Origin of the sequence: Micromonospora sp. NPDC050495 (assembly GCF_040655175.1) — a bacterium.
Classification (GTDB): Bacteria; Actinomycetota; Actinomycetes; order Mycobacteriales; family Micromonosporaceae; genus Micromonospora.
In genome coordinates, this window is the sequence record NZ_JBFAJK010000001.1 from 605,105 (window position 1) to 625,904 (window position 20,800).

20 protein-coding genes and 1 riboswitch are annotated in these 20,800 nt (G+C 71.3%); of the genes, 12 read left to right on the forward strand and 8 right to left on the reverse strand.

All coding sequences use genetic code 11. The features are described from left to right. The first annotated feature begins 14 nt into the window (after positions 1-14). The 10 genes from AB0I11_RS02970 to AB0I11_RS03015 all read left to right on the forward strand — a co-directional run bounded on the left by AB0I11_RS02970 (position 15) and on the right by AB0I11_RS03015 (position 11,425). A complete protein-coding gene (locus tag AB0I11_RS02970) occupies positions 15-881 on the forward strand; it encodes a MauE/DoxX family redox-associated membrane protein (RefSeq protein ID WP_357309696.1) in 867 nt (288 codons plus the stop codon). A 176-nt stretch (positions 882-1,057) separates the two neighbouring features. Continuing rightward, positions 1,058-1,285 (forward strand): hypothetical protein, encoded by a 228-nt coding sequence (locus tag AB0I11_RS02975; RefSeq protein WP_357309699.1) that lies wholly within the window; start codon positions 1,058-1,060, stop codon positions 1,283-1,285. Positions 1,286-1,673: 388 nt separating this feature from the next. Then, positions 1,674-1,847: a hypothetical protein gene (locus AB0I11_RS02980; protein WP_357309703.1), complete on the forward strand. Its 174-nt coding sequence runs from the start codon at positions 1,674-1,676 to the stop codon at positions 1,845-1,847. Between the two features lie 98 nt (positions 1,848-1,945). Continuing rightward, the gene (locus AB0I11_RS02985) at positions 1,946-2,992 is read left to right on the forward strand and encodes an acyl-CoA desaturase (RefSeq protein WP_357309706.1); all 1,047 of its coding nucleotides are present in this window, start codon (positions 1,946-1,948) and stop codon (positions 2,990-2,992) included. Positions 2,993-3,144: 152 nt separating this feature from the next. Beyond that, on the forward strand, positions 3,145-3,714 hold the full coding sequence (locus AB0I11_RS02990) for a nucleotidyltransferase family protein (RefSeq protein WP_357309709.1): 570 nt from the start codon (positions 3,145-3,147) through the stop codon (positions 3,712-3,714). 168 nt (positions 3,715-3,882) lie between these two features. Continuing rightward, positions 3,883-5,274, forward strand: a complete 1,392-nt coding sequence (locus AB0I11_RS02995; RefSeq protein ID WP_357309714.1) for a glycoside hydrolase family 6 protein — start codon at positions 3,883-3,885, stop codon at positions 5,272-5,274. 222 nt (positions 5,275-5,496) lie between these two features. Beyond that, positions 5,497-6,564, forward strand: a complete 1,068-nt coding sequence (locus AB0I11_RS03000; protein WP_357309718.1) for a DUF2855 family protein — start codon at positions 5,497-5,499, stop codon at positions 6,562-6,564. An 85-nt stretch (positions 6,565-6,649) separates the two neighbouring features. Then, positions 6,650-6,857, forward strand: a riboswitch (cobalamin riboswitch). 125 nt (positions 6,858-6,982) lie between these two features. After that, positions 6,983-9,361 (forward strand): ribonucleoside-diphosphate reductase subunit alpha, encoded by a 2,379-nt coding sequence (locus AB0I11_RS03005; RefSeq protein ID WP_357309722.1) that lies wholly within the window; start codon positions 6,983-6,985, stop codon positions 9,359-9,361. Next, positions 9,358-10,395 (forward strand): ribonucleotide-diphosphate reductase subunit beta, encoded by a 1,038-nt coding sequence (locus AB0I11_RS03010; protein WP_357309725.1) that lies wholly within the window; start codon positions 9,358-9,360, stop codon positions 10,393-10,395. The genes AB0I11_RS03005 and AB0I11_RS03010 overlap by 4 nt, the downstream gene beginning before the upstream one ends. 709 nt (positions 10,396-11,104) lie before the next feature. Next, a complete protein-coding gene (locus tag AB0I11_RS03015) occupies positions 11,105-11,425 on the forward strand; it encodes a helix-turn-helix domain-containing protein (protein WP_357309728.1) in 321 nt (106 codons plus the stop codon). A gap of 212 nt (positions 11,426-11,637) precedes the next feature. On the opposite strand, the gene AB0I11_RS03020 is transcribed toward AB0I11_RS03015, so the two are convergent. After that, complete coding sequence (locus tag AB0I11_RS03020) at positions 11,638-12,048, reverse strand: ATP-binding protein (RefSeq protein WP_357309733.1); 411 nt, start codon at positions 12,046-12,048, stop codon at positions 11,638-11,640. 211 nt (positions 12,049-12,259) lie between these two features. On the opposite strand from AB0I11_RS03020, the gene AB0I11_RS03025 reads away from it, so the two are divergent. Then, positions 12,260-12,625 carry an STAS domain-containing protein gene (locus AB0I11_RS03025; RefSeq protein ID WP_357309736.1) on the forward strand — a complete coding sequence of 122 codons (366 nt, stop codon included), beginning with the start codon at positions 12,260-12,262 and terminating at the stop codon, positions 12,623-12,625. Here AB0I11_RS03025 and AB0I11_RS03030 read toward each other — a convergent pair whose 3' ends face one another. Then, positions 12,626-13,882, reverse strand: coding sequence for a PP2C family protein-serine/threonine phosphatase (locus AB0I11_RS03030; protein ID WP_357309739.1), 1,257 nt, complete (start codon positions 13,880-13,882; stop codon positions 12,626-12,628). A gap of 336 nt (positions 13,883-14,218) precedes the next feature. On the opposite strand from AB0I11_RS03030, the gene AB0I11_RS03035 reads away from it, so the two are divergent. Continuing rightward, positions 14,219-15,397: a hypothetical protein gene (locus AB0I11_RS03035; RefSeq protein WP_357309742.1), complete on the forward strand. Its 1,179-nt coding sequence runs from the start codon at positions 14,219-14,221 to the stop codon at positions 15,395-15,397. A 77-nt stretch (positions 15,398-15,474) separates the two neighbouring features. Here AB0I11_RS03035 and AB0I11_RS03040 read toward each other — a convergent pair whose 3' ends face one another. The 6 genes from AB0I11_RS03040 to AB0I11_RS03065 all read right to left on the reverse strand — a co-directional run bounded on the left by AB0I11_RS03040 (position 15,475) and on the right by AB0I11_RS03065 (position 20,740). After that, on the reverse strand, positions 15,475-16,119 hold the full coding sequence (locus AB0I11_RS03040; RefSeq protein ID WP_357309746.1) for a response regulator transcription factor: 645 nt from the start codon (positions 16,117-16,119) through the stop codon (positions 15,475-15,477). Positions 16,120-16,133: 14 nt separating this feature from the next. Next, positions 16,134-17,459 carry a sensor domain-containing protein gene (locus AB0I11_RS03045; protein ID WP_357309749.1) on the reverse strand — a complete coding sequence of 442 codons (1,326 nt, stop codon included), beginning with the start codon at positions 17,457-17,459 and terminating at the stop codon, positions 16,134-16,136. 17 nt (positions 17,460-17,476) lie between these two features. Beyond that, positions 17,477-18,247 (reverse strand): ABC transporter permease, encoded by a 771-nt coding sequence (locus AB0I11_RS03050; RefSeq protein WP_357309753.1) that lies wholly within the window; start codon positions 18,245-18,247, stop codon positions 17,477-17,479. Then, entirely contained in the window at positions 18,244-18,969 is a 726-nt protein-coding gene (locus tag AB0I11_RS03055; RefSeq protein WP_357309756.1) for an ATP-binding cassette domain-containing protein, read from the reverse strand. The genes AB0I11_RS03050 and AB0I11_RS03055 overlap by 4 nt, the downstream gene beginning before the upstream one ends. Positions 18,970-19,319: 350 nt before the next feature. Beyond that, positions 19,320-20,312: an aldo/keto reductase gene (locus AB0I11_RS03060; protein ID WP_357309760.1), complete on the reverse strand. Its 993-nt coding sequence runs from the start codon at positions 20,310-20,312 to the stop codon at positions 19,320-19,322. Then, a complete protein-coding gene (locus AB0I11_RS03065) occupies positions 20,309-20,740 on the reverse strand; it encodes a VOC family protein (protein WP_357309764.1) in 432 nt (143 codons plus the stop codon). The genes AB0I11_RS03060 and AB0I11_RS03065 overlap by 4 nt, the downstream gene beginning before the upstream one ends. Positions 20,741-20,800: the final 60 nt, after the last annotated feature.

Consider the following 20,800-nt stretch of genomic DNA (forward strand, 5'->3'; position numbering starts at 1 on the left):
CGAGGGGAGAACTGATGATCGACCTGATCGCGGCGCTGCAACCGCTGGTCGTCGGCGCGGTGCTGATCTCGTCAGCGCGCGTCAAACTGCTCAACCGGCATGCCCGGGCGGCCGCCCGACGGACGGCCCTCGCCCGGCTGCTCGGCCAGCACCGGGCGCTGCCCGCGTACCGCCTGCTCGGCGGCGTCGAGCTGACCCTCGGCGCGCTCCTCCTGCTGCTGCCCGCCCCGCGACTGGCGGCGGTCGCCGCGACCGCGCTGGCCGTCGGCTTCCTCGGCTATCTCGGGTACGCCCGCCGGGCCGCGCCCGCCTCCTCCTGCGGCTGCCTGAGCAGCCGCCCCACCCCGGTCGCCGGCCGCAGCCTGGTCCGGGCGGCGCTGCTGGTGGCGGCGGCCGGACTGGCCGCGCTGCTCCCCGGCGCCTGGCCGGACGCGCTGGCCGCCCGTCCCTGGGCCGGCGGTGCCGTGCTGTTGGCCGAGGCCGCCGTCGTGGTGGCGCTCTCCCCGGAACTGGACGCGGCCTGGCTGCTGCCGCTGCGCCGGCTGCGTGCCCGGTTGACCAACCCGCTGCGCGGCGGGTCCGGCCTCCCGCTGCTCGCCACCGTGCAGCAGGTCCAGCTCAGCGACTCCTACCGGCGGGTGGCGCCGCTGCTCCGCTCCGACGTGCGGGAGCACTGGGACGACGGCGAGTGGCGTTTCGTCGGACACGCCGCGCGCTACCAGGGCCGCCCGGCGACGGCCGTGTTCGCGGTGCCGTTGATCGACCCGGAGCCCGCGGCGGTACGCGTCGCCGTCGTCGACGACGCCACCGGCCAGACCGTGCTCGCCCTGGCCGGGGCGGGGCGACCCGCCGGTCCCCGGCTCGACGTCGTCCCGGCATAGCCGGCGGCCACGCCCGGGCGGGACCACCCGGGCCGCCCGCCCACCCGGGCCGCCCGCGCGCTCGGGCGGCCCGGGCCGCCTGCGCGGGCATACAAGGGTGCCGATTCGGCCGTCACGGTCAGCCATGGAGTCCGACAATCAGCATCATGAAGACACGTTGGACATCGGGAGCAGGCATGGCGCGGAAGAGGCACCCCAACATGAGGCAGGCGCTGCTGCTCGCCTTCGCGGCGGGGACACTGGCCGGGGCGGCGGGCGCGATGACGCTGCGCCGCCGGCAGCAGCACGAGGACGGCTGGGCGGGTGCCGGCGGCCGGCTGGACGAGAACAGCCTCCCGCCCTTCAACGGCCGGCTCGACGGCCCCGCCCAGGCGGTCCGCGCCGCGGTGGGGCAGCAGAGCTGACAGCGTGGGGCCGGGCGTCGCCGCCGGGGGTGACCCGGCGGCGCGGCGGCGTCCGGTCACCATGACGTGGCGTCGGTCGGCTGAGCCTGCGCGCACGGTGGCCCGGCCCGGTGCGGATCCGCGCGGCGAGGCGTACGGTGAGCGGGTCACCCGTTTCCCGACGCCCGCCAGGCGCCGCCGCGACCAGCCTGCCCGGGTGCTGCGCGACGTCACTCCCGCCGTAACAGCCCGCTGGTCATGCTGGCGGATCGCCGACCACGTCGCGACCGCCGGATCCGTCGACCGCGACCCGTTCAGAGCCGCCGTGCGTCCCGATGGTGGTGCGATCCAACCGGCACGGCCGCCCGTGAGCCCGAGGCTTCCGGACGGTTTCACAAGGGAGCACCCGATGGAGATCGCCAGACAGCGCATCGTCAGCATCCTTCGCCAACGCGGGCAGCAGGTCAGGGCCGACTGGGTCGAGCGCGAGCTGCCGGAGCGGGTGGACACCACGGAGCACGTCGGCCTGCTCGCCATCCTGCGGCTCGATCCGGCCGATCTCGTCGACGCGCCGGCCACGTGATGGGCGATCCGCTCGGACCGCTCGCCGGCAGCGCAGGTCCCACCATGGCGCCCAGCCCCGGCGTCGCTGAGCCCGATCCGCCGCACCGGAGCCCCGACGTGAGCGATGCCAGTCTCGAGACCGCCGCGCAGCGGGGCAGCGACTACGCGGAGCTGTCCCGGCTGGTCCGGGCGGCGGGGCTGCTCGGGCGGCGGCGAGGCTACTACGCGGTGCGGATCGGCCTCGTCGTCGGTTCCTTCGCCGGGCTGTGCGCTCTCTTCGTCCGGCTGGGTGAATCGTGGTGGCAGCTCGGCACCGCGGCGCTCCTGGCGGTGGTCTTCGCGCAGGCCGGGTTCGTCGGCCACGACGCCGGGCACCGGCAGATAGCTCGCTCGCGCCGGGCGAACGACCTGATCGGCATCGGGCACGGCAACCTGCTGACCGGGATCAGCTACGGCTGGTGGGTGGACAAGCACAACCGGCACCACGCCCACCCCAACACCGAGGGCAAGGATCCCGACATCAGTCTGGTGCCCTTGTCCTTCACCGCCGACCAGGCCCGCCGGCGGCGTGGCCTCGGTGCGCTGCTGGTCCGCTACCAGGCCTATCTGTTCTTCCCGTTGCTCCTGCTCGAGGGCCTGCACCTGCACGCCGCCAGCGTGAAGGCGGTCCTCGGCCCACGCCGGATCGCTCGGCGGCCGGTCGAGGCCGGACTGCTGGCCCTGCACCTGGGCGGCTACCTCACTGCCGTGTTCCTGGTCCTGAGCCCGGCGCAGGCGGTGGCGTTCGTCCTCGTCAACCAGGGACTGCTCGGCCTCTACCTCGGTTGCTCCTTCGCCCCGAACCACAAGGGCATGCCCATCCTCGGCGCCGACGACAACCTCGACTACCTGCGGCGGCAGGTCGTCACCTCCCGCAACGTTCGGGGCGGGCGCCTCCTCGACATCGCGCTCGGCGGCCTGAACTACCAGATCGAACACCACCTGTTCCCGAGCATGCCGTGTCCCAATCTGCGTCGCGCCCGACCGTTGATCCGACGGTTCTGCGCCGAGCACGACATCGACTATCGCGAAACCTCGCTTGGCCGCTCCTGGGCCGAGGGACTGCGCCACCTGAACGACGTCGGGTCCCCACCACCACCGCCGACCGGCGTCGCCCTGCGATGAGCCGGGACGCGGCCGGGGCCGAAAGCCGCGGCGAGGGCGGACGGCCATCCGGATCGACTGCTTCCGGATACCGTCCCGGCCGGGTACCTCCTGGGCCGGGGTGCGGTACCGCGACCGACCGGGGGTCCGGGTAGCGGCCACGAGGGGAACCGATGCGGGAAGATGACCTGCGGAACCTGATCGAGCGCAGCCCGTGGCTGGTCCGGGCGCTGGGCGTCGTTCGGGACTCCGGCCTGCCGGACGCCTGGATCGGCGCGGGCGCGGTCCGCGATCTGGTCTGGGGAGAGCGGTACGGCGGTGGCTTCGACCCGTCCGCGGTGCGGGATGTCGATGTCGTCTTCTTCGATCCGACTGACCTGAGCCGCGATCACGACGACCGGGCCACCGCGCGACTGGTGGCGGCCTGGCCGGAGCCGCCGTGGGAGGCGAAGAACCAGGCCGCCGTGCACACCTGGTACGCCGCCAAGTTCGGCGGTGACCCGGTGCCCCCACTGCGCGGCATCGCCGAGGCGGTCGCCACCTGGCCCGAGTACGCCGCCGCCGTGGCCGTCCGCCTCGACGGACAGGACCGGATCGGGGTGTGTGCGCCGCACGGCCTGGACGACCTGCTCGACGGGGTGTGGCGGCGCAATCCCACCCGGGTCAGCCCGGAGGTCTCCCGGCGACGACTGGCCCGCCACCGCCCGGCCGAACGCTGGCCGGGCGTCCGCGTGGTGACCTGAGCCGGCGCTCGCGCGGTCCGTCGCGCGGCCCCGAGCCTCGCCCCGGCAACCCGTCCGCGGTCGCAACGATGAGTCTCGACATCTTGGCAGCGGCGTGCGCCTCCGCTACGTTCATGGGAACGCTCCCACAAACTTAGAAACTTCTATGTGATCAGGAGGCAACACGTCGTGGCTACCCTCTCCCCGCTCCGCCGCAGATCGGTGGCAGCCAGCGTGGCGGCCGTCGCGGGCGCCACCGTCGTCGGCGTCTGTCTCGCCGTCGGCAGCGCCTCCGCCGGCACGCTGTCCGGATCGCTCTACCGGGACCCGAATTCGGCCGTGGTGCGCTGGGTCGCCGCCAACTCCGGCGACTACCGGGCCGCCGCGATCCGCGACAAGATCGCGAGCCAGCCGCAGGCCCGCTGGTTCGCCAACTTCAACCCGTCGACCGTGCAGTCCGAGGTCTCCGGGTTCGTCGGCGCCGCCAACTCGGCGCAGCAGATCCCGGTGCTGTCGGTCTACGAGATCACCAACCGGGACTGCGGCGGAGCCAGCGCGGGCGGGGCGCCGGACCTCAACCAGTACCAGACCTGGGTGTCCAACTTCGCCCGGGGACTGGGCAACCAGACGGTCATCATCATCCTGGAAACCGACTCGCTCGCCCTGCAGACGTGCCTGAGCGGCAACGAGCTCAACGCGCGCAACCAGGCGCTCTCGACGGCGACCCAGACCATCAAGTCGGCCAACCCCAACGCCAAGGTGTACCTCGACGGTGGCCACTCCACCTGGAACAGCGCGAGTGACACGGCCAACCGGCTCCGGGCGGCCGGCGTGCAGTACGCCGACGGCTTCTTCACCAACGTGTCGAACTTCAACTCCACCTCCAGCGAGGCGAACTTCGGCCGAGCGGTCATCTCCGCCCTCAACGGCATGGGCATCCAGGGCAAGCGCCAGGTCATCGACACCAGCCGCAACGGGGGTGCCAGCGGTGACTGGTGCGCCGACGACAACACCGACCGGCGCATCGGGCAGTACCCGACGACGAACACCGGTGACGGCAACATCGACGCGTACCTCTGGGTGAAGCCGCCAGGGGAGGCGGACGGCTGCCGTTACACGGCCGGTTCGTTCCAGCCGGACCTGGCCTACAGCCTGGCCAACGGCGCGCCCAACCCGCCCACCACCGCGCCGCCGACGACCAACCCGCCGACCACCGCGCCGCCGACTACCGCGCCGCCGACCACCGCGCCGCCGACCACGGCTCCCCCCACCACGCCGCCGCCGACCGGTAACGGCTGCTCCGCCTCGGTGGCGGTCAACCAGTGGTCCGGCGGCTTCACCGCGAGTGTGAACGTCACCGCCGGCTCCGCGAGCATCAACGGCTGGACCGTGACCATGACGCTGCCCGGCGGCGCCGCGATCACCGGCGTCTGGAACGCCCAGGCCAGCGGCACCAGCGGCACCGTCCGGTTCACCAACGTGAGCTACAACGGGCAGGTCGGCGCCGGGCAGTCGACCAACTTCGGCTTCCAGGGCACCGGCACCGGCTCGGGCGCGACGGCCACCTGCGCGGCCGGCTGACGCCATCCGATATCCCGGCCCGGCGCGGAGGACGCTCTCCGCGCCGGGCCGTCCCAGTCCACGGGGCCGGCCCGGCGGGCGTGGCCCTCGTCCGGGTGCCGGCGGCCTCCCTCATCGGCACGGCGCGCAGGTGACGCTCTTCGCCCGGCTGCGCGACGAGGAGTGGGATTTTGCACTCCCAGTGCACTTGTCCCCGTTTCCGTGGCTGTCTAGCGTCACACCATGGCTGACTCGTGGACGTTCGCCGTCGCTCGGGACGATCTCGCACGCACCACCCTCGTCGACGGCGCGGCGCCCGGAATCGCCGACGGGGAGGCGCTGCTGCGCGTCGACCGCGTCGGCCTCACCGCCAACAACGTGACGTACGCGGTGCTCGGCGACGCGATGCGCTACTGGGAGTTCTTCCCACCCGAGCAGCGCGGGCTGGACCCGCAGTGGGGTCTCCCGCCGCTGTGGGGCTTCGCCGAGGTGACCGCGTCCACCGTGGCCGGGGTGGAGCCCGGTCGACGGGTCTACGGTTACCTCCCGCCCGCCGGTCACCTCGTGGTACGCCCCGACCGGGTGGACGGGTCCGGATTCCGGGACGCGAGCGCCCACCGCGCCGACCTGCCCTCCCCGTACAACGCGTACCGGTCGACCACCGGCGACCCCGCCTACCGGGCCGACCAGGAGGACCTGCTGGTCCTGTTCCGCCCGCTGTTCTTCACCTCGTTCATGCTGGCCGACCAGGTCGCCGACAACGACTTCTACGGCGCGCGGTCGCTGGTGCTGTCGTCGGCGTCGAGCAAGACGGCGTACGCCGCGGCGTTCGAACTGCACGGCCGTGGCCCGCGCGTGGTCGGGCTCACCTCGCCCGGCAACCTCAGCTTCACCCGGTCGCTCGGCTGCTACGACGAGGTCCTCTGCTACGACGAGGTCGACAGCCTGGCCGACGTCCCCACCGTCTACCTCGACCTGTCCGGTGCGCCGGCGACCCGGGCCGCCCTCCGTGGTCGCCTCGGCGACCGGCTGGTCCGGGACATCGCCGTCGGGCTCACCAACCAGACGCCGAACGCCGACGCGGCCGAGGAGGTCTTCTTCGCGCCGGTGCAGATGCGCAAGCGCCGACAGGACTGGGGTCGCGACGGCCTCGACGAGCGGTTCACCGACGCCTGGCAGCGGTTCGCGCAGGTGGTGAGCGGATGGCTCGATGTGCGGCCGGGCAATGGGCCAGCGGCGCTGCTGGACGCGTGGCGCGACGTCCTCGCCGGTCGTACGCCGCCCCGGGTGGGCCACGTCGTGCAGCTCTGAGCCACCGGTGTCAGCGCCGGCCCGATGACTCGCCGGCACACGCCGACACAGCATATGGGGTTCAGCTTCGCGGCAGCGTCCATATATAGTGTCCGCTGTAGCTGGTTCGGCACCCATCCAGGGTGGCCGAGGCAAGAGGGAATCCGGTGCGAGACCGGGACTGCCCCGCAGCGGTGAGTGGGAACGACCGCCGTCATGAAGCACTGGGCCGAACAGGCCCGGGAAGCGACGGCCAGTAGGAACGAGCACGACGCCCACGAGTCCGAAGACCTGCCAGCACGCCGTCCGCGTACGCGGACGGCGGTCGAAGGTCGCGTGGGACGACCGACGCCGGCAACCGGAGCTGACCCCTTCCTGGCAGCGCCGTGGCGTCCTTCCACGCGTCCGAGGCCATCGGAGACAGCGCGAGGGAGAGGTCATGACTGTGGTGCGGGAGGGGCTTCCCACCGGTCCGGCTCAGCCGGAGCAGCGCCGGCAGGTGATGCAGGTCCGCAAGCGCAACGGTGACGCCGAGCCGGTGGACGTCAACAAGATCGTCCGGGCGGTGGAGCGCTGGGTCGCGGACCTGGACGAGGTGGACCCGCTGCGGATCGCGACGAAGACGATCAGCGGCCTCTACGACGGCGCGACGACCGCCGAGCTGGACAAGTTGTCGATCCAGACGGCCGCGGAGCTGATCGGCGAGGAACCGCAGTATTCCAAGCTGGCGGCGCGGTTGCTGGCCGCGTACGTGGACAAGGAGGTCCGTGGGCAGGGGGTGGCCAGCTTCAGCCAGTCGATCCGGTACGCCCACGGGCTGGGCCTGATCGGGGACGACACGGCCGCGTTCGTGGCCCGCAACGCCCGCAAGCTGGACGACGCCGTGGACCTGGGCGGTGATCTGCGGTTCGAGTACTTCGGGCTGCGCACGGTCGCCGACCGGTACCTGCTGCGGCACCCGCGGTCGCGGCTGGTGGTGGAGACGCCCCAGTACTGGCTGCTGCGGGTGGCCTGCGGCTTGTCCACCACGCCGGGCGAGGCGATCGGGTTCTACCAGCTGATGTCGTCGCTGGCGTACCTGCCGAGTTCGCCGACGCTGTTCAACTCCGGCACCCGGCACACCCAGCTGTCGTCGTGTTTCCTGGTCGACTCGCCGCGGGACGAGTTGGACTCGATCTACGAGCGGTACCACCAGGTGGCGAAGCTGTCGAAGTTCTCCGGTGGCATCGGGATCGCCTGGTCGCGGGTGCGCGGCCGGGGCGCGCTGATCAGGGGCACCAACGGTCGGTCCAACGGCATCGTGCCGTTCCTGAAGACCCTCGACGCCGGTGTCGCGGCGGTCAACCAGGGCGGCCGGCGCAAGGGCGCGGCCTGCGTCTACCTGGAGCCGTGGCACCCGGACATCGAGGAGTTCCTGGAGTTGCGGGACAACACCGGCGAGGAGTCCCGGCGTACCCACAACCTGAACCTGGCCAACTGGATCCCGGACGAGTTCATGCGCCGGGTCGAGGCCGACGGCGACTGGTCGCTGATCGACCCGTCCGACGCGCCGGAGCTGCCCGACCTGTACGGCGAGGAGTTCGACGCGGCCTACCGGATCGCCGAGAAGAAGGCGGTCCGCACGGTCAAGGCCCGGGATCTGTACGGGCGGATGATGCGGACCCTGGCGCAGACCGGCAACGGCTGGATGACCTTCAAGGACGCGTCCAACCGGCTCTCCAACCAGACCGGGATGCCGGGCAACACCATCCACCTGTCCAACCTGTGCACCGAGATCCTCGAGGTGAACAACGACACCGAGACGGCGGTCTGCAACCTCGGCTCGGTCAACCTCGGCGCGCACGTCACCGCCGACGGCGTCGACTGGGCGAGGCTGCGCGGCACGGTCCGCACCGCAGTGGTGTTCCTCGACCGCGTGATCGACATCAACTACTACCCGGCGGCGCAGGCCGCCGCGTCGAACCCGCGCTGGCGGCCGGTCGGGCTCGGCCTGATGGGGCTGCAGGACGTGTTCTTCACGCTGCGGCTGCCGTTCGACTCGGCCGAGGCGAAGGAGCTGTCGACCCGGATCCAGGAGGAGATCTTCCTGACCGCCCTGGAGACCTCCGCCGGCCTGGCGGAACGCTTCGGCCCGCACCCGGCGTACGCCGAGACCCGCGCCGCCCGGGGGGAGCTGCACCCGGACCTGTGGGGCGTTGAGCCCAGCCAGCAGGACCGGTGGGCGGCGCTGCGGGCGGCGGTCGCCGCGCATGGCTTGCGCAACTCGCTGCTGGTCGCGATCGCCCCGACCGCCACGATCGCGTCCATCGCCGGCTGCTACGAGTGCATCGAGCCGCAGGTGTCCAACCTGTTCAAGCGCGAGACCATGTCGGGCGAGTTCCTCCAGGTCAACACGTACCTGGTCCGCGAGTTGAAGGCGCGGGGACGGTGGACGCCGGAGATCCGGGAACGGATCAAGCGCGCCGAGGGGTCGGTGCAGGCGATCGACGAGTTGCCGCCGGACGTGCGGGAACTGTTCCGCACCGCGTGGGAGCTTCCGCAGCGGGCACTGATCGACCTGGCCGCCGCGCGGGCCCCGTACGTCGACCAGTCGCAGTCGCTGAACCTGTTCATGAGCGCGCCGACCATCGGCAAGCTCTCCTCGATGTACCGCTACGCCTGGCAGTCCGGGCTGAAGACCACCTACTACCTGCGTTCCCGACCGGCGACGCGCATCCAGCAGGCCACCGTCGCCGTCCAGCCCGTCGTCGCCGTACGCGACGAGGAGGCGGTGGCCTGCTCCCTGGAGAACCCCGAGAGCTGCGAGGCGTGCCAGTGACCACCGTTCCCGAAACCCGTACCGCCGCGACAGGGCACCTGCTGCTCGACGCCGGCATGAACCTGACCCTGCGCCCGATGCGCTACCCGCACTTCTTCGACCGGTTCAAGGACGCGATCAGGAACACCTGGACCGTCGAGGAGGTGGACCTGCACGCCGACCTCGCGGACCTGGCCCGGCTGTCTCCCGCCGAGCAGCACCTGGTGTCCCGGCTGGTCGCGTTCTTCGCCACCGGCGACACCATCGTCGCCAACAACCTCGTCCTCAACCTCTACCAGCACGTCAACTCCCCGGAGGGCCGGCTCTACCTGTCCCGGCAGCTCTTCGAGGAGGCCGTGCACGTCCAGTTCTACCTCAACCTGCTGGACACCTACGTTCCGGACGAGAAGGAGCGGTACGCGGCGTTCGCCGCCATCGAGAACATCCCGTCCATCCGCCGCAAGGCCGAGTTCTGCTTCCGCTGGATCGACTCGATCTTCGAGCTGCGCGCGCTGAAGACCCGCGAGGACCGGCGAGCGTTCCTGCTCAACCTGATCTGCTTCGCCGCCTGCATCGAGGGCCTCTTCTTCTACGGCGCCTTCGCCTACGTCTACTACCTGCGCTCCCGGGGCCTGCTCAACGGCCTCGCCTCCGGCACCAACTGGGTGTTCCGCGACGAGTCGATGCACATGACGTTCGCGTTCGACGTGGTGGACACCGTCCGCGCCGAGGAACCGGACCTGTTCGACGACGAGATGGCCCGCCAGGTACGCGACATGCTGGCCGAGGCGGTGGAGTGCGAGGCCCAGTTCGCCGCGGACCTCCTCGAACAGGGCGTCTCCGGGCTCTCCCTGGCGGACATGCGCCAGTATCTGGAGCACGTGGCCGACCGCCGGCTCGCCCAACTCGGCATCGCACCGCTCTACGGCTCGACGAACCCCTTCGCGTTCATGGAACTGCAGGACGTGCAGGAGTTGTCGAACTTCTTCGAGCGGCGGGTCTCCGCGTACCAGGTCGGCGTCAGCGGCAGCGTCACCTTCGACGACGACTTCTGACGTCGGGGGCGGCCGGACCACCACCGGTCACCCCCGGTGCGGGATGCCGCCCCGCCCGGCGGGCCGGCCTCGTCCGGCGCGGATCGCCTCCTGCTGGCCTGGCGCCGCCGGCCTGGGGCGCAGCCATCCTGATGGTCGGCGGCTAGAAAATCTCGGCTGGAACGGCTAGATATCTTCTGCGGTCTGGCATACTCTTCTTGAAGTCGAGAGGAAAGATCCGTCAGGACGCAGACGGGCCGTCCGGCCGTGAGGTCACGACGGGCGGCGCGGGAGGAACAGTCTTCATCGTCCCTCCCGAGAAGCAGTAGGAGCACGTCACCCGGCGTGATACGAGCCGGGGTGCAGGTGGGGCCAAGGCTCTTTCAGGGCTCCAGCTGATGTTCGCCGTACGTGTGCGGGCCGTGAAGTCGCGTGGGCCCCGGCGTCGGCGGACCGTACGTCAGCCAGGGAAACAGGTAGTAGAGGAAAGGGAGGGCCGTACACCGTTTGGATCGCCCGCCGTCGGCCGTCATGTCAGGCCGGGCGGACACCGCAGTTCCCATCGAACGAGAGGTGGTCTCCGGTCACGCATATGCGATCCCCGCACCCGAAGCCGTCAGTTGTGGCTCGTGCGGATACGACAAGCCGACGTTCCCGTCGGTAGATGGTGTCTGACCCGTAACCCTGGGCCCCGGCGCGTAAGCGCCGGGGCCCTCGACGTGGAGGTGACATGGGGCAAGACCCCGATGACATGTTCGGCGACGAGAACACTCCGGCCTACACCATCGGTCAGGCCGCGGAGCTACTCGGTACCACGCAGGACTTCCTGCGCCGCCTGGACGAGGCGAAATTGATCAACCCGCACCGTTCCACCGGCGGGCACCGCCGCTACTCCCGCTACCAGCTGCGCCTGGCGGCCCGGGCCCGGGAGATGGTCGACCAGGGCACCGCCCTGGAAGCCGCCTGCCGGATCATCATCCTCGAAGACCAACTCGAGGAAGCCCTGCGGCAGAACCAGAACCAGCAGTACGGCACGGGGCAACGCGACTGACCGGACGGCTGACCGATGAGGTCGCCGCCCGGCGGTGAGCCGGCTGCCCCGCCAGCGCGAACCACCCCTGGCAGCACTTCCTCCCGCTCGTCGGACCTCTTCCCTCCCGGGCGGTCAGCCGGTTGCGGTGCGACACCACGGGCCCGAGGCGCCGCTCATCGGCCGGCCGTCGTGCCCGGGCGCCGCAGATGCGTCCTGCGGCCAGCAGCCGGTCATCGGCCCGATGCCGGTGGGGTGTCGGTGAGGTGTTTGGTGATGCGTAGCAGCACGTGGTCCGGAGGCCCGGCGACGAAGGCGGCGGTGTCGGCGAGCGCGGCGATCAGGGGCAGGCCGCGGCCGCCGACGGTGAGCGGAGCGGGGAGTTCGGCGTCGAGTGCAGCGCCGTCGGGGGTACTGCCGCGGTTGCCGACCTCGAGTAGGCAGACGTCGTCGTCGATGTCGATGGTGATGTCGACGGCGCTGTCGGGATCGCCGTGCAGCACCGCGTTGGCGCACGCCTCGGTGATCAGCACGGCGAGGTGGCCACGGCGGTCCTCGGCGGCGTCGGTGAGGCTCAGCAGGGTGGTGAGTACATGGCGGGCGCGGGTCACCGAGGACGGTTGACCCGGGAGTGACAGGGTCATGCTCACCCGCATTACGTAGTTCCTTCCCGGATCGGCCTGACCCATCGGAGAACTGCGTCACCCGGAGGCGCGATGCTCCGGGGGCGATCAGCCCGACCCGGGGGTTGCGGAGGTGGAACGGTCAGTGTGCCGGCTCGACGTACGCTGTCCGACGGCGGTCCACCTGCCGGCAGAATAGGGTAGGCGGGATCATCGGCGTGGGGAGGATGTTGTGGATCTGCTGCTGTCGGTCCTACCCGGCCGGGGTTGCACCGTGGTCGAGGTGCGTGGCGAACTGGACATGGCGACCTCCCCGCAGTTGCGTGAGCAACTGCAACGGTTGGTCGACGCCGGTGACCGGCAGGTGGTGATGGACCTGGCCGGGGTGCGATTCATGGACTCCAGCGGGCTGGGCGCGCTGGTGGCGACCTTCAAGGCGTTGCGGGAGGTCGGCGGCCGGTTGTGCCTCGCCGCGGTGCAGCCCGCTGTGCGCAGCGTCCTGACGGTCACGTCGGTGGACCGCGTGATCCACGTCTACGACAGTGTGCAGGCGGCCGAAGCCGATGTGCCGTCCACCGACCATGCGACAGGCCGCTAGTCAGTCGGGCAGCGCGCTGCTGGCACGCCCCTGGTCGGCGCCGGCACTGGTACGCCGGTCCTCGCTGTGGCCGCCGTGCCAGTCGAGGATGAACAGGGTGGCGTCATCGGCCAGGGTCGGTCCACTGACCTCGAGTACGGCGTCGGCCAACGCCCGGACCGCCTCGCGCGGATGCAGATCGGTGATCGACCGCAACAAGGTCGGTAGATCCAGCGTGGCCGCGTTGCGCTCCCGCATGCCGTCGGTGATCACCACCAGACGGTCGCCTGGTCGCAGCGTGATCTCGCCGGCGCGGTGTTCGACGTCGGCGAACATGCCCAGCGGGAAGTTGGCCGGTAGCGGCAGCGTCCGGGTGTCTCCGTCGCGTACCAGCATCGGTGGCACGTGCCCGGCGTTGAGCAGCGCGCAGACCCCGGTGCGCAGGTCGAGACGGCCGAGGACCGCGGTGATGTAGTTGCCGGACACGGTGGCGTGTTCGGCCACGTCGGCGTTCGCGGCCTCGGCCTGCTCCACCAGGCCGACCCCGCGGCGGCGGCTGTTGCGCAGACTGCCCACGCCCAGGGTGGCCGTCAGCGCGCTGGCCACCCCGTGGCCCATCGCGTCGGTCACGCTGAAGTGCAGGACGTCACGGGCGAGGCTGTAGTCGAAGGTGTCCCCGCCGATACTCGCCGCGGGCTCCAGCCAGCCGGAGAGGGTGAACGCGCTGGCCTCACACGTGAACGAGGCGGGCAGCAGGCGGCGCTGGATCTCCCCGGACAGGGTGAACGGAGTGGTGCGTTGACCCCACTCGAAGAGGTCGGTGTACCGCCGGTTGGCGATCACCACGAACGCCAACACGTGCCCCGTGCGGGTGATCTCCGCCAGCGTCTGCGGGTCCGGCTCGTCCGGCAGGATCATCTCGAGCAGGCCGATCGCCTCACCCCGGTCGGTCACCGGCGCCAACACCGTCCAGGTGCCAGGCTGCGCGATCACCTGCACCGTCTGGGTGCGTAGCGCCTGCTCGGCGGGGCCGCCGTCGAACGGCATCACCGTGGCGACCTCATCACCGCCCCGGCGTCCCGCACCCGTGCCGTCAAACGGCACGTGGGCCAACCGGACCAACGCCCGGCCGCTGAGGTCCGCGATCAAGAACGCGACGGTGCGCGCCCGGAGCGTCACGCCGAGTTCCCGGGTGACCGCCTCGACCGCCTCGACCGGCGAGGCGTTCTCTGCCGCATCCAACATCTGCGCCATGATCCGCCCTTGACTGCTCTCCACCGTCCGAGCCTACGAGAGCCGACTGGCCGCGCGGAACGCCCCACGTCGCGTGCCTGTGCCGAGAAGAGGTACGCCGCGGGGGTTATCCCCGGCCACGAAAGTGGGTGGAAGCTGCCTTCTGCCGAGCTACGTCGCGCTCATAGCGTGAGGTCGATGAAGGGCAGCCGCAGGCGCAGCCCTGGTTTCCTGAGGAGTCGCTCAATGGCCGGAAGATTAGGCACAGCCCTGTTCGCTTCGTTGCTTGTTGGCTGTGTGACGGTCGCTTCCGCGGCACCCTCGTCCGCCTCTCGCAACGTCGCACCGCAGGCCCAGCAGCGGGCCGACGAGCCCGCTCGGTTGCGACTGCCGGCGCCGACCGGGCCCTACCCGGTGGGGACCGTCGACCTGCATCTGATCGACCGCTCCCGCAGCGACCCGTGGTCGGCGACCCCGGTCCACCGTGAGCTGATGGTCAGCCTCTGGTATCCGGCCACCGACGTGGGCCGCCTCCCGCGGGCACCCCACATGCGGCCCGGAGCGGCGGCCCACTTCGGCAGCGCCGCCGGCGTCGGCGCCAGCCTGTACGGCATACCGGCGGGCGCGGTGGACTTCGCCGCGACCCGGACCAGCGGCCACCAAGGTGCGCCGGTGGCGCGACGCGAGCGGCCGTTCCCGCTGGTGTTGTACTCAGCCGGCGCCGGCGACCCGCGGACCTGGGGCACCACCCTGGTGCAGGACCTGGCCAGCCGCGGATACGTGGTGGCGACCATCGATCACACCTACGACGCTTCCGAGGTGGAGTTCCCGGACGGTCGCGTCGTCGGCACCATGCTGCCGGAGGCGTTCGGGCGGGCACACCAGCCCGACGAGTTCCAGAGACTGGCGGCCAAGGTGTTCGACACGCGGACCGCGGACATCCGCTTCGTGCTCGATCAGCTGGGGGCACTCGACCGGGGCGCGAACCCGGACGCGGCGGGTCGGCCGCTTCCCAGGGGCATCGTCGGCGCCCTGGATCTCGACCGGACGGGCATGTTCGGCGTCTCCGCCGGTGGGCTGGCCGCCTTGCAGGCCATGAGCGACGACTCCCGGATCAGGGCCGCGGTCGACATGGGCGGCAGCATCGAGTCGCCGATCATCCCCGATCCCCTCCAATTGTGGCCGGTGGCGCGGCGCGGCCTGGACCGGCCGTTCATGTTCATGGGCGACCCCGGCACCGACCACCACCAGACGCCGTCCTGGCGGATGCTGTGGAACAACAGCACCGGCTGGCACGTCGACCTGCGGCTGGACGGCGCGAAGAGCGAGGACTCCTACAAGGACATCGTGCCGCTGCTCCCGCAGATCGCCCGGCAGCTCGGCCTTCCCGACAGCTTCGTCACCGAGACCATCGGCGACATCGAGCCGACCCGCGCCGTTCGGATCGAGGAGACGCTGATCGCCGCGTTCTTCGACAGGTGGCTACGCGGCCGGAACGGGCACGTGCTGGACGGTCCGTCACCACGACTGCGCGACGTCACCTTCGTCCGCTGCCCGTGAACTGTTCCCGCCGGCCGGCAGCCACTTCGGCTACCGGCCGGCGAGTACGCCTGACGATGGCTCCGGGTCATGTGCGATCACCCGCCGAGATAGCGGAGAACGGCCAGCACCCGGCGGTTGTCGCCGTCCGAGGACGGCAGCCCGAGCTTCGCGAAGATGTTCGCCACGTGCTTCTCCACCACCCCGGGAGTGATGACGAGAGCCGCGGCTATCCCCGCGTTGGACCGGCCCTCGGCCATCAACGAGAGCACCTCACGCTCCCGTGGGGTCAGCGACGCCAGCCCGACCATGTCCCGCCCGGCCCGCATCAGGTGGCCGACCACCTCCGGATCCAACGCGGTGCCGCCGGCCGCCACCCGGGTCAGCGCCTCCACGAAGTCGGCGACGTCGGCCACGCGGTCCTTGAGCAGGTAACCGACGCCGCTGGGCCGGTCGGCGAGCAGGCGGGTCGCGTAGCGGGTCTCCACGTACTGCGAGAACACCAGCACACCGACCCCGGGACAGTCGCGACGGATGTCTATCGCGGCGCGTAGCCCTTCGTCGGTGTGCGTGGGCGGCATCCGGATGTCGACCACGGCCACGTCCGGCACGGCGGCGGCGACCGCGGAGCGCAGGGTGTCCGCGTCGGCCACCGCCGCGCACACCTCGAAGCCGCGGTCGGTGAGCAGCCGGACCAGTCCTTCGCGCATCATCGCGGCGTCCTCCGCGATCACCACCCGCATGCCGTCGCCTCCGTTCACACCTGTGTGGGCAGCTCGATCTCGACCCGGGTCGGACCGCCGGCCGGGCTGTGCACGCGCATCCGCCCGTCCACGACCGCGATCCGACGGGCCAGGCCGGTCAGGCCTGGGCCGTCCGGGTTCGCCCCGCCGACGCCGTCGTCCGTGACCCTCAGCGTCAGGCGCCGACCGGATCCGAGGACATCAAGCCCAACCCTGGTCGCGCGGCTGTGCTTGGCCGCGTTCGCGAGCAGTTCGGCGGCGCAGAAGTAGGTGATGGTTTCGATGGCAGGTGCCGGACGGTCGGTCAGCTCGACGGTCACCGCGACCGGGAGCGCGCTGCCGGTCGCCAGGGTTGCCAGCGCGTCGCCGAGGCCGTTGTCGAGGACCGGCGGGTGGATGCCGCGTACCAGGTCGCGCAGGTCGGCGAGGGCGTCCTTCGCGCCGCGGTGGGCGAGCGCGACCAGTTCGCGGGCCTGCGCGAGGTCGGGTGGCGGGCCGTCGGCGCCGAGCTTCTCGGTCGCCATGCCGAGGTTCATCGCCAGCGTGGCCAGCCGGATCTGCGCGCCGTCGTGCAGGTCCCGTTCCAGCCGGCGCATCATCGTGGCCGCGTCGTCGATGGCCCGGGCTCGGCTGGCCTGGAGTTCGCGTACCCGCTCGGCGAGCCGGCGCGGGCCCAGCAGCCGCCGCATCGCCGCCACGTCCGCCGTCGTACCGGCCCGCATCACCCACGGCGCCACCAGCAACATGGCGAGACCGGCCGTGGCGACGAGGAACGTGCCGGCGAACGTCCGGGTGCCGATCGCGCCGAACGGGGTCAGCGCCCACACCGGCCCGAGGCGCGTGCCGGGCGGGTGGTTGCGGAACAGCGGCCACCACAGCGGGTAACTGAGGTTGACCGGACCGAACAGGTAGCAGAACACGCCGTAGCCCTGCGGGATCGCCAGTGGCACTTTGAGCAGGCCGTAGCCGACAGCCCGCCAGCCCGGACCGTCGGCGACCAGCGCACCCACCCGCCGCGAGGGTCGCGGTGGTGGGGCTGCCACGTGCACGTCGAGCAGTCGGGACGCGAGCCGGCGATGGACGGTTCCCATCGCGCGCCCGATCGGAGCGGCCAGCACCACCAGCAGCGCCACGGTGAGCGGGAACAGCACCAGGAACAGCGGCGCGACGGCTGGGGCGGGCTCCCGGGACGTGGCGCCGGTCGCCCAGAGCATGAGGACGCCCAGGGTAGGCAGGAGCGCCGGTACGGCCAGGACCGCGGCTGCGCTGAGCACACCGACCACGCAGAACACCGCCTGGCGCAGGGCCGATGTGATGAACGGAGCGCGCAGCGCGGTCATCGGCCCATTGTCGTCGGTCACGCGTCGCGGAAGCGGAGCAGAATGCCGCCGCACAGGATCGCCACCGCGGCGTACCCACACATCAGCAGCACGCTGAGCCACCCGGCGAACAGCCCGGGTATCGGCGAGGTCACCGCGACCGAGTTGAGCAGCATCAGCAGCGGCACGAAGCGCCCGACCACGATGCCGCTCTCGCCGAACAACCCGACCACGACCATGGGAACGAACATCAGACCGAACAGCGTGCCGATCGCGGCCCCCGAGTGCCGCACCACCGCCCCGATACCCACCCCGATCAGTGCCGTGGCGGCCAGATACCCGCCGGTCAGCAGGACCGCCCGCAAGACCGCCAGGTCCCCGAGGGAAGCGGCCGGGATGGCGGTGCCGCGGATCGCGAGCTGCCCGCCCAGATAGCCGGCGAGGCTTCCCACCACGCCGACGGCGAGAGCGGCGCCACCGCACACCGCCGCCTTCGCCGCCAGAACGGTCCGCCGCCGCGGTACGGCGGCGAACGTCGAACGGATCTGCCCGGTGCCGTACTCGCCGGTCACCATCAGGACGCCGAGCGCGCCCAGGAGCAGTTGGGCCAGGATGGCACCGCTGAGGCTGTTGTTCAGGATCTGGGCGGCGGTAGCGGCCGGCAGGTGGGACCGGTAGCCGAGTCCCACCCCGGCTCCTGCCGCCGCCATCGAGACCACCGTCGCGGTCGTCAGCCACCACGTCGACCGGACGCTACGCAGCTTGATCCATTCCATCCGGGCCACCAGCCGGAATCCGTAGCCGTTCATGTCACTTCCGTTCCGCGGTAGTCGGTGGTCTGCGAGGTGAGCCGGAAGAACGCGTCCTCCAGGGTGTCGTGCCGGCCCGCGAGTTCGGCAACGGTGGTCTCGGCCAGCAGCCGGCCCCGGCCGATGACCACGAGCCGGTCCGCCGTCAGTGCCATCTCGGTGATCAGATGGCTGGACACGAGCACCGTCCGCCCCTCGACGGCCAGAGCGCGCAGCAGGTCCCGGATCCAGCGGATGCCCTCCGGGTCCAGCCCGTTGACCGGCTCGTCGAGCAGGAGGACGCCCGGGTCACCGAGCAGCGCCACCGCGACCCCGAGCCGCTGGCGCATGCCCAGCGAGTACGTGCCGGCGCGCCGCTTCGCCGCGTCGGACAGGCCCACGACGCGCAACACCTGTTCGACCCGGGAGCGGGGGATGTCGTTGCTCGCGGCAAGTGCGGCCAGGTGCGCGTGGCCGCTGCGACCGGGATGGAACGCCCCGGCGTCGAGGAGCGCGCCGACCGATCTCAACGGCCAACTCAGGCTCGCGTACGGCACCCCGCCGATCAGTGCCTTACCACGGTCCGGGACATCCAGGCCGAGGATCATTCGCATCGTCGTCGACTTGCCGGACCCGTTCGGGCCGAGGAAGCCGGTCACCACCCCCGGCTGGATCTGGACGCTCAGCCCGTCCACGGCGACCCGGCCCCCATAGCTTTTGGTCAACTCCCGTACTTCGATCACAAGATCGACGTTAGGCAACACCAGCCGCGGCCAGAAGCCGGCAACCATCCGGCTCCGCCTGGTGGTTTTCCCCCAGCAGACCTAAGCGGCACGGGCCGCTCCGAGTCGGTGGCGGGTGCGCAGTTGGGCGTCCGTTGGGCAAGCTCTTGCCCTCGCACTGCGGCCCCCGCATCGCCGGCTCAAGCCGAAGCGTTCGGGGCCGGATGACAGCGCGTGCGTCGTCGCGACGAGTTGTCTGGCGTTGAGTGGAAGCCCTGTCGGGGTTCTGCCGTCGGCGGTGACCGGTGGTCGGCCGCGTGTCGATCGCGGCCGGCCCGAATGCTTCCGTCGCTGGCCCCGCGCCAGCGTGGTCACGCGGCGGCGCCGAGCACCCACTGTCTGGTCTCGGCGATGAAGTCGGCCGGGAAGCCGAGACTGAACCCGGTCGCCGTCTCCAGCCGCAGGACCAGTTCCGGTGGCAGCGTGACCGCGGTGCAGCCCAGGTTGTCCTGCAGTTGGTCGACGGTACGCGCACCGATGATCGGCAGCACGCCGCTGCGTTGGCGGGTCCACGCGAGGGCCACCTGCGCCGGGGTGACGCTCAGCTCACCGGCGACCTCCTGCACGACCCGGGCCACCCCGAGGTCGCGGTCACCGATCGCGTCCCGGCTCAGCCGCGTCCTCTCGTCGGGTGGGCCGGCGTTGTACTTGCCAGACAGCACGCCGCCGCCGAGCGGGCTCCAGGCCGTCACGGTCATGCCGTACGCCTCGGCCATGGGCAACAGCTCCCGCTCGGCGTCGCGGTTGATGAGGCTGTACGGCACCTGGACGCCGGCGAACGGGGTCCAGCCGCGCCACTCGGCCAGCGTGTTCGCGCGGGAGACCACCCAGGCAGGAGTATCCGACACCCCGACATAGAGCACCTTGCCGGCGGTGACCGCGTCGTCGAGCGCCCGCATGGTCTCGTCGATGGGCGTGCGCCGGTCCCAGATGTGCACCCAGTAGACGTCGACGTGGTCGGTGCGCAGCCGGCGCAGGCTGGTCTCCAGCGACAGCCTGAGGTTCTTGCGGTGGTTGCCGCCGCCGTTGGGGTCGGCCGGGTCACGGGTCACCGTGTACTTCGTGGCCACCACGAACCGGTCGCGCCGCCCGGCGAGCAGCTCGCCCAGCATCTCCTCGCTGGCGCCACCGCGGTAGTTGATGGCGGTGTCCACGACGTTGCCGCCGGCCTCGGCGTAGGCGTCGAGCATGCGCCGGCACTCCTCGATCGGCGCACCGACGCCACCCCGTTCACCGAACGTCATCGCGCCGAGCACCAACTCGGACACCCGCAGGCCGGTCCGCCCGAACGTCGTGTACCTCATCCGAACATCGCCGCCGCGTGCTCGGCCAGCTCGTCGGCGGGGACGTCGCGCAGGTGTCGGTCGACCGCCCAGCGGTGCCCGGACGGGTCCAGGAACTGCGCGGTACGGTCGCCCCAGAACGCATCGTGCGGCGGCTCGAACGCGGTGGCCCCGGAGGCAATCGCCCGATCGTAGACGGCGTCGACATCGGGCACCGACAGATGAAGGGCGGCCGGGCTGCCTCCCAGCGCCGCCGGAGTGCGCAGGCCGCGGTCCGGCCATTCCCCCGCGACGGCCAGCACGGTGTTGCCGATGCGTAGCTCGACCGTGAGCGCACGGCCGTTGGGCAGCGGAACCCGGCTCCTTTCCTGAGCACCGAGCACTTCGGCGTACCACGCGGTCGCGGCGTCGGGATCATTCACGACGAGATGGACGGCAACCTGTGTCATGACTCCACCATACGGCTTGTCTGGTCACAGTGTCCAGACGGCTTCTAAGGTAGGCTGCGG